This is a genomic window from Pseudomonas tumuqii, from assembly GCF_013184545.1.
In the GTDB taxonomy this organism is placed as follows: Bacteria; Pseudomonadota; Gammaproteobacteria; order Pseudomonadales; family Pseudomonadaceae; genus Aquipseudomonas; species Aquipseudomonas tumuqii.
This window is the reverse complement of sequence record NZ_JAAOJA010000018.1, coordinates 24,068-37,701: the sequence shown is the minus strand read 5'-3', so window position 1 is coordinate 37,701 and position 13,634 is coordinate 24,068. Positions and strand designations below refer to the sequence as shown.

General features: G+C 64.6%; 8 protein-coding genes and 2 pseudogenes. 4 read left to right on the top strand and 6 right to left on the bottom strand.

Annotation, left to right across the window (positions count from 1 at the left end; translation table 11 throughout):
* Positions 1–35 precede the first annotated feature (35 nt).
* Both G9C89_RS22485 and G9C89_RS22480 read right to left on the bottom strand, forming a co-directional pair.
* Positions 36–1,319 carry an acyl-CoA dehydrogenase family protein gene (locus G9C89_RS22485; protein WP_172152430.1) on the bottom strand — a complete coding sequence of 428 codons (1,284 nt, stop codon included), beginning with the start codon at positions 1,317–1,319 and terminating at the stop codon, positions 36–38.
* A 339-nt stretch (positions 1,320–1,658) separates the two neighbouring features.
* Positions 1,659–2,675, bottom strand: a complete 1,017-nt coding sequence (locus tag G9C89_RS22480; protein ID WP_172152462.1) for an AraC family transcriptional regulator — start codon at positions 2,673–2,675, stop codon at positions 1,659–1,661.
* 153 nt (positions 2,676–2,828) lie between these two features.
* On the opposite strand from G9C89_RS22480, the gene G9C89_RS22475 reads away from it, so the two are divergent.
* The 4 genes from G9C89_RS22475 (at position 2,829) to G9C89_RS22460 (ending at position 9,033) form a co-directional block, all read left to right on the top strand.
* Entirely contained in the window at positions 2,829–4,013 is a 1,185-nt protein-coding gene (locus tag G9C89_RS22475) for an acetyl-CoA C-acyltransferase family protein (protein ID WP_172152428.1), read from the top strand.
* A gap of 133 nt (positions 4,014–4,146) precedes the next feature.
* Positions 4,147–4,755: a TetR/AcrR family transcriptional regulator gene (locus G9C89_RS22470; protein ID WP_172152426.1), complete on the top strand. Its 609-nt coding sequence runs from the start codon at positions 4,147–4,149 to the stop codon at positions 4,753–4,755.
* Positions 4,752–6,524 carry an acyl-CoA dehydrogenase C-terminal domain-containing protein gene (locus G9C89_RS22465; RefSeq protein ID WP_172152424.1) on the top strand — a complete coding sequence of 591 codons (1,773 nt, stop codon included), beginning with the start codon at positions 4,752–4,754 and terminating at the stop codon, positions 6,522–6,524. The genes G9C89_RS22470 and G9C89_RS22465 overlap by 4 nt, the downstream gene beginning before the upstream one ends.
* Before the next feature lie 328 nt (positions 6,525–6,852).
* Positions 6,853–9,033 carry a putative bifunctional diguanylate cyclase/phosphodiesterase gene (locus G9C89_RS22460; protein ID WP_172152422.1) on the top strand — a complete coding sequence of 727 codons (2,181 nt, stop codon included), beginning with the start codon at positions 6,853–6,855 and terminating at the stop codon, positions 9,031–9,033.
* A 27-nt stretch (positions 9,034–9,060) separates the two neighbouring features.
* Here G9C89_RS22460 and G9C89_RS25650 read toward each other — a convergent pair.
* The 4 genes and pseudogenes from G9C89_RS25650 to G9C89_RS22445 form a co-directional block, all read right to left on the bottom strand.
* Positions 9,061–9,324: pseudogene (locus tag G9C89_RS25650) on the bottom strand (methyl-accepting chemotaxis protein); the annotation flags it as partial.
* Positions 9,313–10,029, bottom strand: a pseudogene (locus G9C89_RS22455) (PAS domain-containing protein); the annotation flags it as partial. The pseudogenes G9C89_RS25650 and G9C89_RS22455, both read right to left, overlap by 12 nt.
* Before the next feature lie 208 nt (positions 10,030–10,237).
* Positions 10,238–11,203 (bottom strand): WD40/YVTN/BNR-like repeat-containing protein, encoded by a 966-nt coding sequence (locus tag G9C89_RS22450; protein ID WP_172152418.1) that lies wholly within the window; start codon positions 11,201–11,203, stop codon positions 10,238–10,240.
* A gap of 11 nt (positions 11,204–11,214) precedes the next feature.
* On the bottom strand, positions 11,215–13,629 hold the full coding sequence (locus tag G9C89_RS22445; RefSeq protein WP_315852841.1) for an efflux RND transporter permease subunit: 2,415 nt from the start codon (positions 13,627–13,629) through the stop codon (positions 11,215–11,217).
* Between the last annotated feature and the right edge of the window lie 5 nt (positions 13,630–13,634).

Genomic DNA, 13,634 nt, shown 5'->3' with positions numbered 1-13,634 from the left:
TTTGTTCTTGGATGGTGTCTGGTGGAGTGGGTGGATCAGTTCTGCGACCAGCCTTCGGCGAAGAGCTGCTGGGCCAACAGCCCAAGACGCATGGTCAGGATGCGGTTCTCGCCGTCCTCGATCAGGGCGGACTGGGTGTCGCGCAGCAGCTTCTCGATCGGGTATTCGAGGGTGGTGCCGTTGCCACCGAACAGGCGGAAGGCTTCCTGGACCACGGCCAGCGCCTCCTCGGTAACCGTGACCTTGGCCGAGGCGGTGGCGTACGGATGGGTCTGCGGCGACAGCCGAGCGAAGCTCAGCGAGCGGCGGGCGACGGCGCGGGCAGTTTCGACGCGGCGCAGCATTTCGCCCAGGCGCAGGCGGGTCATCTGGTGGTCGATCAGCATGCGGCCGCCCTGCCGGCGCTCATGGCAGTACTGCAGTGCCAGCTCGAAGGCGGCACGGGCGACGCCGGTGAAGACCTGGCTCATGTGGGTACCGGCATAGGACCAGGAGGAGCTGACGGCACCGTAGTAGCCGTCCTTCTCGGCGATGGCGAAGCGCCGCGGCACGCGCACGTCGTCGAAGTAGATTTCGCCCTGGGGCAGCGAACGCTGGCCGATCTTCTCCAGCGGCTTGCCCTTGGAGACCCCCTTGATATCCAGCGGCACTATCACCGCGATACCGTTGGGCAGGCCGTCTTTGGCGTAGAAGCCGTCACCGTAGTCGGCGCACATCAGACCGAAGGCCACCTGCGCCACCGCGCCATTGGACACCCAGGCCGAACTCTGGCCGTTGATGATGATCTCGTCACCGACCACCTTGGCAGTCAGGTTGCCGATATTGGCCGGCGTGCCCGCAGGCCAGTCGCGGGCGATATCGAGCAGCTGGTTGTCGCTGCCGCGATCGGGCTGGGTCGCCATCCAGCAACCGATACGGCCCTGGCACAGCTCAATCAGTTCGGCGTTGCCGGCGGCCACCGCCATCTGCAGCGGGAAGCCGGCGCAACCGAGCGACACGGCGAGACCTGAATCGCCCCAGCCCAGCTCCTCGCCGATCATGGATTCGATGCGCACCGCCATCTCCGGCGGTAGCTCCGCCAACAGTGCCGGGTCCAACCCCAGCTTGGCGAACTCAGCGAACAGCGAGTAGTACGGCGATCCCGGCGCGGCGACCTGCTCGGCGCTCATCCGATCCAGTTCGCGCCCCAGCGGGCGCAACACTTCCTTGGCGAAGCGGTGTACCGAGGCCTGAATGGCCGCCTCCTCTTCAGTCAGCGGTGTTTCGAAGCCGGACAGCCCGGCAGCCGGCAGAGTCAGGGTGGGCTTGAGGGTAATCATCTGACGCACCTCCTAGAGGCGTTTTGTTGTTTCGTCACACTCTAACCATGCCCTCAAATTTACGCAACACTTGTTATGCAAATCTTTTGTTATGTTAATTGCTCTGGATGTAACCCTTTATGCGGCGAAGGTTCCGCGTGGTCAGCAGATGCCCGGTCCGGCGGACGCCGGCAGGGTTTGGCTGCTCGCGGCCAGGTGCGCGAGCGGGACGACAGCGTGCAGCGCTAGCCGCGCGGAGCGACTGGCGTCGATAGTTTGTTGGGGGGGATCAGCGGACAGGCACACAGGTGCAGGGATCTGCCGAGGGCGCGCGGCCTCAGTCGCCGGCGATAGCCATGCTCAATCCTGGCTCGCCGTCCGCGCGGCGCGGTAGCGGCCGGGACTCATGCCGGTCCATTGGCGGAAGGCCCGGTGAAACGCGCTGGGCTCCTGAAAGCCGCAGCGAATGGCAATCTCGGAGATGCTCAAGCTTTCTTCGTTGAGGTAGTCGAAGGCCAGTGCCTTGCGCACCTCGTGCTTGAGCGCCTGATAGGAGAAGCCCTCGCGCTCCAGTTGCCGGCGAAACGCCGACTCGCTCATGGCCACGTCCAGCGCCATCTGGGTCTGTGACGGCCAGTCCAGCTCGGGGGAGGCCTTCAGGCGGCGATAGACATCGGCGGAGAGTCCTGAGCGGTTGCGAAAACGCACCACCACCCCTTCCGGCGCATGGCGCAGGAACTGCTTGAGGCTGGCGAAGTTGCGCACCGTCGGCAGGGACAGCTGGGCGGAGCTGAACTCCACTTCGGTGCGTGGTGCATCGAACTCGATCCAGGGCCCCCAAAGCAGCGGGTCGGCACCATGAGGCGGCTGCGGATGGCCGAACTGAGTGTGATCCAGATTGATCCGGCGTCCCACCAGCCAGCAGGCCACGCCGATCACCATGCTCAGGTAGATCTCTTCGGCGACGCTTCGTATGGCCTGATCCGTGATGCGGGTCTGCAGCACGATGGCAGCACGATTGCCACGCAGCTCCAGGTGCGCACGGATATCGCGCAGGAACAGATTGAAGCCGGACAGGCACTGGCGCAGCGCTCGCCCCAGATCCGGTTCGTGCAACAGGCTGCGGCAGATGATGGCGAAGGTACCGCGGGGCATCCCCCCCGAATCGAAGGCGAAGAACTCGTCCCCCAGTTCCTCGGTAAGCAGCAGCCACAGTCGCGTGACTGCCTCGGCCGGTACCCGCTGCGACGGCTCGTCGAGCCAGGCCGGCTCGATGCCGGCCTGGCGCAGCAGAGCCTCGGCGCGCTGCGGTGCATGCGCCAATCGGTGCATGGCCGCCTTGACGAAATAGGCGGCCACCGAGTCCCCTTTGCGGATGGCTCGCTCGTCAGAGCGGCCCGTATTAGCAGTTTCCATAACACATGATATGTCCAAATCCGTCAGCCGCGCCTGCGCAATTCTGGCATAGGAGGCGGCCCCCTCACGCCCTAGACTCCCGGCCATTGAGCTATCGAACCAGGAGCGTCTCGGATGAACATACCCGAAGTTTTCGTAGTCAGCGCGGTACGCACCGCCATCGGCACCTACGGTGGCACCCTCAAGGACACCCCACCGGCACAACTCGCCACGCAGGTCAGTCGCGCCGCCCTCGAGCGGGCGAACTGCGATCCGCAGCTGGTCGAACACGTCGTATTCGGCCACGTCATTCCGACCACGCCCAAAGACGCCTACATCAGTCGAGTGGCAGCCCTGCAAGCTGGCATTCCCAAGGAAGCACCGGCATTCACGGTCAACCGCTTGTGCGGCTCGGGCCTGCAGGCCATCGTCAGTGCCGCCCAGGGCCTGCTGCTCGGCGATTCGCGTATTGCCCTCGCTGGTGGTGCCGAATGCATGAGTCAGGGCGGCTACCTGGTGCCCAGTGCTCGCTGGGGTGCGCGCATGGGCGATAGCAAGATGCTCGACTACATGCTCGGTGCCCTGCAGGACCCACTGCACGGCATCCACATGGGGATCACCGCGGAGAACATCGCCAAGCTGCATGGCATCAGCCGCGAGGATCAGGATGCTCTGGCCCTGCAAAGCCAGCAGCGCGCGGTCCGCGCCATCACCGAGGGGCGCTTCGCCGGGCAGATCGTGCCGGTGGAAATCCAGACCCGCAAAGGCGTCACCCGGTTCGAGGTCGACGAGCACGTGCGCGGCGACGTGACCCTGGAACAGCTGGCGAAGATGAAACCGGCCTTCAGCGAAGGCGGCAGCGTCACGGCTGGCAACGCCTCGGGCCTCAACGACGGTGCCAGCGCCCTGCTACTGGCCAGCGGCGAGGCGGTACGGGAACAGCACCTGCAGCCCATGGCCCGCCTGGTGGCATACGCCCACGCGGGTGTCGAACCCACCCTGATGGGTCTCGGCCCCATCCCCGCGACGCGTCTGGCGCTGCAACGCGCCGGCCTGAGCGTGGCCGACCTCGACGTGATCGAGTCCAACGAAGCCTTCGCCGCCCAGGCCTGCGCGGTCTCCCGCGAGCTCGGCTTCGACCCGGAAAAGGTCAACCCCAACGGCTCGGGAATTTCCCTGGGCCACCCGGTGGGGGCCTCCGGTGCCATCATCGCCACCAAGGCGATCCATGAACTGCACCGGATCAAGGGCCGCTATGCGCTGGCCACCATGTGCATCGGTGGCGGCCAGGGCATCGCCGTCATCTTCGAACGCGTCTGAGAGGTAGCGGTCGGGAAACGCCAGAACCCAACCCACGACAAGGGTTCTGCGCACCCGACCGCCCTCTTCGGCGCGCCTTGTCAGCACCGTCGCGACACTCCGGTCCCGAACACTGCCTTTGAGGGGTTGCAACATGAACACAGCCACGTGCCTGGCACCCATCTCGCGCACCGGCAGTACCGGCTCGCGCTTCGAGCGCAACCGCCCCAGGGCCCTGGAACTGTTTGCCCAACGCGGCTTCGCCCAGGTCAGCCTGCGGGAACTGGCCAGCCACCTCGAACTGACCGCCGGCTCGCTCTATAACCACTGTTCCAGCAAGGAGGAGCTGCTCCAGGAGTTCATCGAGGAGCACTACATGGCGCTGCTGTCGCTGTTCGACCGTCGACACCAGCGCGAGTCGGCCGGTGCGACCCTGCAGGCGGTGATCCAGCGACTGATAGCGCTCCATGAATCCCACCCCCTGCACTTCCAGCTGGCAGTCCGCGACGCTGGCTGCCTCAAGCCGAGCCAACGGCAGTACATCGATCGGCTGCGCCAGCAGGTGCAGCACAAGCTCCATGCGCTGCTCAGTAGCGCCGGCTGCATCAGCTCAGGGCAGACCAACGTTGCGGCCTTGGAGCTGCTCGAGCACTTGCCACTGTGGCTCTCGCGCTACCCGCTGAGCGAACGGCAGCGCTGCGAGACCCTGGTGCGCCTGCTGACGGCCACCACCCCCTTGTCGACTTTGGAGATCCGACCATGAGTAACTACCAGGCACCGCTGCGCGATATCCACTTCCTCCTCACTGAGGTTTTCGACGTCGGCACCCAATGGGCTGCCCTGCCAGGGCTCGCCAACAGCCTGGACATGGACACCGCCCAAGCCATCCTCGAGGAAGCCGGTAAGGTCACCGCTGGGATCGTCGCACCGCTCAACCGCAGCGGCGACGAGCAAGGCTGCGCCTGGAGCGACGGCGTGGTCACGACCCCGGCCGGTTTCCCCGAGGCCTACCGGACCTACGCCGAGGGTGGCTGGGTCGGCGTGGGCGGCTCGCCGGAGTTCGGTGGCATGGGCATGCCCAAGGTGATCGGTGCCCAGGTCGAGGAAATGGTCAACTCGGCCAACCTGTCCTTCGGCCTGTACCCGATGCTGACCGCCGGTGCCTGCCTGTCGATCCTCAACCACGCCAGCGAAGCGCTGAAGACGCAGTACCTGCCGAACATGTACGAAGGCATCTGGGCCGGGTCCATGTGCCTGACCGAGCCGCACGCCGGCACCGATCTGGGCATCATCCGCACCAAGGCCGAACCCCAGACCGACGGCAGCTACAAGGTCAGCGGCACCAAGATCTTTATCACTGGCGGCGAGCACGACCTGACCGAGAACATCATCCACCTGGTGCTGGCCAAGCTGCCGGACGCGCCGGCCGGGCCCAAGGGCATCTCGCTGTTTATCGTGCCCAAGGTGATGGTCAATGCCGACGGCTCGCTGGGCGAACGCAATGCGGTTTCCTGTGGTTCCATCGAGCACAAGATGGGCATCAAGGCCTCGGCCACCTGCGTGATGAACTTCGACGGAGCCACCGGCTACCTAGTCGGCGAAGTGAACAAAGGCCTGGCGGCCATGTTCACCATGATGAACTACGAGCGCCTGGGCGTCGGCATCCAGGGTCTGGCCCTGGGCGAACGCAGCTACCAGAGCGCCGTCGAATACGCCCGCGAGCGGATCCAGGGCCGCGCCCCGAACGGTCCCGTGGCCCAGGACAAGGCGGCCGACCCGATCATCGTCCACCCGGACGTGCGCCGCATGCTGCTGACCATGAAGGCACTGAACGAGGGCGGCCGCGCCTTCTCCAGCTACGTCGCCATGCAGCTCGACATCGCCAAGTACAGCGAAGACGCCGCCGTCGCCAAGCGCGCCGAGAAGCTGGTCGCCCTGCTCACCCCGGTGGCCAAGGCCTTCCTCACCGACATGGGCCTGGAAACCACCGTGCACGGCCAGCAGATCTTCGGCGGCCACGGCTATATCCGCGAGTGGGGCCAGGAGCAGCTGATCCGCGACTGCCGCATCACCCAGATCTACGAAGGCACCAACGGCATTCAGGCGTTGGACCTACTGGGACGCAAGGTTCTCGCCGATGGCGGCAAGGCGCTGGACGAGTTCCTCACGGAAGTCCGTCTCTACGCCGATGAGCCCGGCGTTGAGCATCGCGATGCGCTGCTGGATGCCGTGCAACAGCTCGAGGAGTCCAGCGACTGGGTACGAGACCAAGCCGAGCAGGACTCTCGCCTGGTGGGTGCCGCCTCGGTGGAGTACCTGCACCTGTTCGGTTACGTCGCCTATGCCTACGTCTGGTCGCGAATGGCCAGCGCGGCAAAGGCCAAACATGCCTCAGACCCGAGCTTCTACTCGGCGAAACAGGCCACCGCACGCTTCTTCTTCAAGCGCATTCTTCCGCGTATCGAAGGCTTGATCGCTTGCATGCGCGGCGGCGCTGACAACCTCTACGAACTGACTGCGGATCAGTTCTAGCCCCCTCTCCAACGGGGCCGGCTCACCCTGCCCCGCGACCACGTTGAGCGTTCGCGCGGCGTAAGCCGCGCTTTTTTATGGCCTGCCATCTCTGGCGGCCATCCTTCGGGCCGTCGCAAGCGACGTTAAATATGGCTCTCGGCCTTTTTTTATTCATCCACCCGGAAGACAAGGTGCCATGCCGAGTAATCGCCGACATGCCGTCCCGACTCCACGGCTACACTAATAGCAGAGCCTGGTTAGCCCTCCCTGCGCGCACTGGCTGCCTGGCAGCAGTACGGCAGGAACCTCCCACTAGCGCGCCGATACTTGTCCGATGGAGGAGCCGATGATGGCAGCTGTTCAGCTTCGTGCTATCCGCGCGCCCTTGCCCGCCGCGGAACTCGACAGCTGCATCAAGCTGGCGGCGATCGCCTGCCAGGTGCCAATGGTCATGCTGACTTTTCCAAGCAAAGACGGTGACTGGTGCGGCGCGATGCTGGGCATGGGCAATGGCGAGATACCCTGGAAAGGTTCGTTGAGCGTCATCGTAGACGCCGCCAACGAACGGGTTCAGGTCGCGGATGCCTCGACCAGCGAGCCCCTGCGCCACTGCGACCTGGTGGCCGGGCCGCCTTACATCAAGTGCTTCGCCGGCGTTCCCATTGCACCGGCGGGAGGCGACGTAATCGGCGTACTGGCGGTCGCTGACACCCTCCCCAAGGCCCTCGACGCCTCGCAGCTCGAGGCCCTCGACTTGCTGGCCCGGCAAATCGCCGGCTCGATTGAGCAGTGGACCGGTCGGCGTGAGCTGGCGGACCGGCTCGCCCAGGAATTGGCCGAGATTGATGACCTGCGCGAGAGTCAGCGCACCCTGCAGACCCTGATAGGCAATCTCCCTGGTGTGGCGTATCGCTGTCGCAGCGATCTTTCCTGGCACCTCGAAATGGTCAGCGAAGGCTGCCTGCAGCTCACCGGATATGCCGCCAGCGATCTGATCGAAGGGCGGGTCAAGATGGCGGACATCATTCACCCAGGCGACCTTCCCGCGCTCCGCCGTGGGGTCACCCGGGCCTTGAAGAAACGACAACCCTACCAGTCTACCTACAGAATCCAGACGCCAGCAGGCCAGACCAAATGGGTCTGGGACAAAGGATGCGGCGTCTACTCCGCAGATGGGAAAGTGCTGGCCCTGGAAGGCTTTATCTCCGACATCAGCGAGCTCAAGTGCGCCGAAGAGCGCATATGGAAAATGGCCTACTTCGACGAACTTACGGGCCTGCCCAATCGACTCTCCATGCGCGAGGCCCTGAGCGCCGCCATTGCCCGATCGGGCGACTCACACGCCCCGCTGGCCCTATTGCATGTGGAGGTCGACAACTTCAGGGAAGTCAACGAAACCCTCGGCTACCGCGAAGGCGACCGGCTCCTGCAAGCGCTCGCGGACAGGCTGCGAGAGCGAGGCGAGCCGATGGAAACGCTGGCCCGGATCGCCGAATCTTCCTTTGCCCTGCTGCTGCCGGGTAAGGATGCCAGTCACGCGATGCAAATAGCGCACAACGTAGCGCAGACGCTCACTGCCCCCCTGGCCCTGGACGATCTGCTGGTCCACAGCGACTGCAGCATCGGCATCACGCTGTTCCCCGGACATGGCAACGACCCCGATGCCCTGATGCGCCGGGCGAATATCGCACGCTACGGCACCAAGCGCGGAGCGGAAAAAGTGGCGATATACGCCGGCTCGCTGGATAGCGAAAACGCCCAGCGGCTGGCCCTGATGACCGATCTGCGGCGCGCCATCGAGCGAGACGAACTGCGCCTGCTGTTTCAACCCAAGCTGCGCATGAGCTCGAAGCGGGTCAGCGGCGTGGAAGCCCTGGTGCGCTGGGAACATCCCGAACGAGGCCTGATCAGCCCCAGCCAGTTCATCACCTTCGCGGAGGGCGCGGGTCTGATCACCAGGCTGACGTACTGGGTATTGGCCGCCGCGGTCCGGGAAAGCCACCTGTGGCATGACGCGGGTCGGGCCGTTCCTATTGCGATCAATCTGTCCCCCCACGACATCCGCGACCCGCAGCTCATTGAGCAGATCTCGCGTGCACTGCAAACCTGGGGAGGCACCCCGGACTGGATTCAGTTCGAGCTGACCGAGAGCTGCATCATGGAAGACCTGGCGGCCGCCCGGCAGGTCCTCGTGCAGTTGCGCGAGGCAGGCTTCAAGATATTCATCGATGACTTCGGTACGGGCTACTCCTCCCTGTCCTATCTGAGAAAACTGCCGGTGGACTACATCAAGATCGATCAATCCTTCGTCAGTGGCCTGGGCAGGGACAAGGAGTCGGCTGCCATAGTCAAGTCGATCATCGAACTGGCCCATAGTCTGAGTATCGAGGTGGTCGCCGAAGGGGTGGAGTCGACCGAGGCCATGGACATGCTTTCCGGCTGGGGCTGCGAGGAGGCCCAAGGCTACTGCATCAGCAAGCCGATCTCGGGACGCGACTTCCAGTCCTGGAGTCGCGCCTTTGCCTGAGCCTGCCCCCTAGACCGTTCTGGCGGTCAACATTTCCTGAATCTTCTGGGTGGCCTCGCGGGTCCTGCCGGCGAGCTTCTTCACCTCGTCGGCCACCACGGCGAAGCCACGGCCCTGTTCGCCGGCGCGGGCCGCCTCGATCGCCGCATTGAGCGCGAGCAGGTTGGTCTGGTCGGCGATACCCTTGATAACACTCACCACCTGCGAAATCTGCTCGTAGGAAGTCTGCATGCCTGCCAGTTCGCGTGCGCGAATGGTCGCCGCGAGCCGCTCGTCCGAGATGTCACGCACGGCACCGATAATCCGGCAGAGCTTGCCATCGCGGTCGAGGACACCCTGGCCGCGCTCGCGGAACCACAGCTCGCCCCGGCTCTTGTGTTTCATCCGGTACTCGACCGTATAGGGCGAAGAAATATCGCCGGCCTGCAAGTACTTGGTAAACGCCGCCACAACCCGGTTCAGATCATCCGGATTGACGATCGAGTAATAGCCTTCCAGGTCGTTCTGGAAGTCCCGCTCCGAGTAGCCCAGCAGATCGCGAAACTGCTGCGACCAGCGCAGCTGGTTGTCCGGGTGAGCCGGGTCCCCATCGACGATGACCAGTTCCCAGCAAACCTCCGTCAGCAGGTTCCGGGTCACCTCCCAGACCTCTTCCCGCTCTGTGCACGCGGCCAGTCGTTCATCCAAGGCAAGCCGCTTGTGCCGGCCGTCTTCGATTTCACCCCGCAGGTGCCCCAACTCGTCTCGGGCGCTCTGCAGACACTCGTGCAACTCACGGACCAGGGCACTCTCCTCATCGAGTGGAGTCGTCACTGCAGCGGCCTCGGCCTGACGACCAAACCAGCGCTCCAGGTTAGCGAAGCTATCGAGCAGCTCGGGATAGCGACCGATCAGGTCGCACCGGTATGACGCCTGGTCCGACTGGCCGTTCAACAATGACGATATTTTCAGGCTGACTTCCTCAGCCAATCGCTTCAGTTTTCTTCCGGCAAACATAAGCCTTCCTCTCTGTACACAGTCGCAAAAAACTTCCGGGAGAAGTTTTTGACGTCGCCTCGCAACGGCCCGAAGGGTGGTCGCCAGGGATGGCGGGCCACAAAAAAGGAGCCGAGCGTCGAATGACGGCAAGGCCCCTGAAAAGGGTTCAACAATAGGCTGGCGGGTCGCGGCGCGGCCGTCGCCGGCAACAGCGGTAGCTAGCCCGTCACTGGCCCGATGCAGCTATCACGCCGCGACGGGAGAACAAGACGGGCCGAGCACCGTCAGCGAGCAGAGCGGCGGTCAGCGAGACCCCATCCACGGTGTCTTGGCGCTGGAATGAGCGGCCCCCATCGCGGCTATGTACCAGCAAGCCATCGAGGCCGGCGACCAGCACCTGACGCCCCGCGGCGACTATGGCGGTGACCGAGCTCTTGCTCTGCAGCGGCACACGCTGCCAACTGCGCCCGTCTGCCGAGCCGTGCAGCAGCGTGCCGCGCTGGCCACCGACCAGCAGCGAGCCATCAGCCAGCGCCGCGCCCGACCACAGGGTGCCCTCATAGCCGGTGTCCAGGTAACGCCAGCTCCTGCCGAAGTCGCCGGAATGCAGCACCTGGCCGCGTTCGGCGGTGGCATACAGGCCGCCCTTGGCGTCGGCGAACAACCCCATCAGATTGAGGTCGGCCCGGCCATAGCCTGGCGGAGCGTCCAGCGCCTGCTCGCGCCAGGTCTTTCCGCCATCATCGGTGGTCAGCAGCAACGACCAGAGGCCTACGGCAACGCCCCGCTGGGCATTGAAGAAGTGCACGGCAAACAACGGGCGGTCTTCTTCGCTGGACAGCCGCTGGATCTGCCAGGAGTCGCCGCCGTCACTGCTGGCCAGGATCGCCCCCCAGTGACCGACCGCCCAGCCATGCTGCGCGTCGGCGAAACTGACGCCGGTCAGCGGCGTGGAAACCGGCACCGAGCGGGCCTGACGAAAGCTCTTGCCCTGGTCGTCGGACAGCAACACCACGCCATGGTCGCCCACGGCCACCAGACGCTCCCCCGCCCATGCGGCATCGAGCATGGCCGCCGCGCTGGCATGGCTCGCCATGACAGCGCGCTCGGCCCGCAGCGGTTCTGCCTGCAGAGCGGCTAATGGCAGTGCCGCCGCGAGCAGCGCGCCCATCAAGAAAATCGCGTATCGCATCTAGTCTCTCCTCAATGCGCCAGGGCGCCGATCATGCGCACCGGGCGCTTGCGCGGGAACACCCGCTCCAGCCAGACGGCGAAGGCCGGCAGCACGGTCATGGCCATGACCATGTTGACCATGAACATGAAGGCCAACAGCTTGCCCATGTCGGCCTGGAACTTGAGCTCGGAGAACGCCCAGGTAGCCACCCCGATGGCCAGGGTGATGGCGGTGAAGATGGTCGCCACGCCTACCTCGAGCAGCGCATGCTCTACGGCCTTGACGATCGGCTGACCATTGGCTTGGTGAAATTGCAGGCGGTTGTAGATGTAGAAGGCGTAATCGACACCGATACCCACTGCCAGCACCATCACCGGCAGCGTCGCGATGGTCAGGCCGATCTGCAGTTCCTTCATGAACCAGTAGCCGATGAAGGTGCCGATGGTCAGCGGCAGGCAGCACACCAGCACGGCGCGCAGATCACGGTAGACGGCGAACACCAGCAGCGCGATGGCGGCGTAGACGTACAGCAGCATCGGCGTCTCGCTCTTTTCCACCTCCTCGTTGATGGCCGCCAGCACGCCGGCATTGCCCGATGCCAGACGCACCGAGACGCCCGGCATGGGGAACTCGGCGCGAAACGCCTTGGCCGCCTCGAGCACGCGGTTGATGGTGGTCGCCTTGTGGTCCGCCAGGTACAGGTGCACGGCAGTCATGCTGCAGTCGGCGCGCATGATGCCCGAGATACGCGCAACCTCGGTGGCCAGCGAGGAGTAGTTCATAGTATCGATGGGGACCGCGCTCATCTTCGGATTCCCCTCGTTGTAACCCTCGTTGAACTGGCGCATGCCGCTGGAGAAGGAGGAGACCGACAGCACCCCGGGAACGCCCTGCATGGCCCAGACGAAACGATCCTGGTACTGCCCCAGGGCCACGTTCTCGCAGGCACCGGTGACCTCACCGGACTCATCCGGTGCGATCTCGAAGACCACGCTGAGCCAGTCCAGACCGATGTCGTAGCTAGCGGCGATGGACACCGCATCACGGTTGAAGCGAGCGTCCTCGCGCAGTTCTGGCGCACCGGCCTGCAGCGTACCGACGACCCGGTCATGGCTCTGCCAGATCGCCGCGACAAACACCAGCAGGGCGACGCCGAGCACCAGCAGGGCATTGCGCCACTCGGCGAGCCGCGCCAGCCCATGCAGCCAGCGTGCACGGCGCTCGCGGGAGACCTCCTCGGCCTTGGCATAGCTAGCGTCAATGCTCAGCATCGACGCCACCAGCGGCAGCATCACCAGGTTGGTGACAATCTTGTAGGCCACGCCAAGCGATGCGGTAATGGCCAGTTCACGCACCATCGGGATCGGGATCAGCAGCAAGGTCACGAAGGATACGAAGGCCGTTACCAACGCCAGGGTGCCCGGAATCAGCAGGCCGCTGAAACTGGAGCGCGCCGCCTCCTCGGCGCTCTTGCCGCAGGCGATTTCCCGCACGATGTAGTTGATCTGCTGCACACCATGGGACACGCCAATGGCGAACACCAGGAAGGGTACCAGCACGGCGAGCGGGTCGAGGCCGTAGCCGAGCAGGCGCAGGCTGCCGAACTGCCAGACCAGCGAGGTCAGCGAGCAGCCGAGCGCCAGCAGGGTGAAGCGCACAGAATGGCAGTACCAGTAGACCGCCGCGGCGGTCAGCAGCAGCGCCAGCAGGCAGAACTCCAGCACGGCCGACGCGCCATCGGCGATGTCGCCGATCTGCTTGGCGAAACCGATGATCTGGATCTCGAACGCGTCGTCCTCGAACTGCGCCCTAATCTGCTGCTCCAGGACCTGGTTGTAGGCCACGTAGTCCAGCTGCCCGCCACTGGCGTCGAGCTCGTTGAGCTCGGCGGTGATCATCGCACTGCTTTGATCGCGCGCGACCAGGGTGCCGACGAAGCCGCCCTGGGCCGTGGAGTTGGCGATCTTGTCGATGATCGCCTGGTCGAGACGCTCGGGCGTCACGGTGCCGGGGATCAACGGATCGGCGCGAAAGCCCTCCTCGGTAATCTCGTTGACGAAAGAATTGGGCGTCCACAACGACTGCACACTGCTGCGCGAGACCCCCGGCAGGAAGGTCACGGCCTGGGTCACGTCGTACAGCCGCTTGAGCCCGGCCACGTTCCAGATCGAGCCCTCTCGGGCCTTGACCACAATAGTCAGGCGATTCGCCCCGATCAGATCGTTGCGGTAGGTCTGGAAGGTATCGACGTATTCGTGGCCTATCGGCAACTGTTTCTCGAAGCCGGCGTCCATGCGCAGTTGCACGGCAAACCAGGCCATGCCCAGGGTGAAGAGGGCGAGCAGCACCAGCACTAGCCGGCGCTGGCGGAACAGCCAGCCCTCCAGGCGTGGCAGCACGCCACGCCCCCCCTTGTCGGACTTATCTACTACAGGAGTATTCACAACAT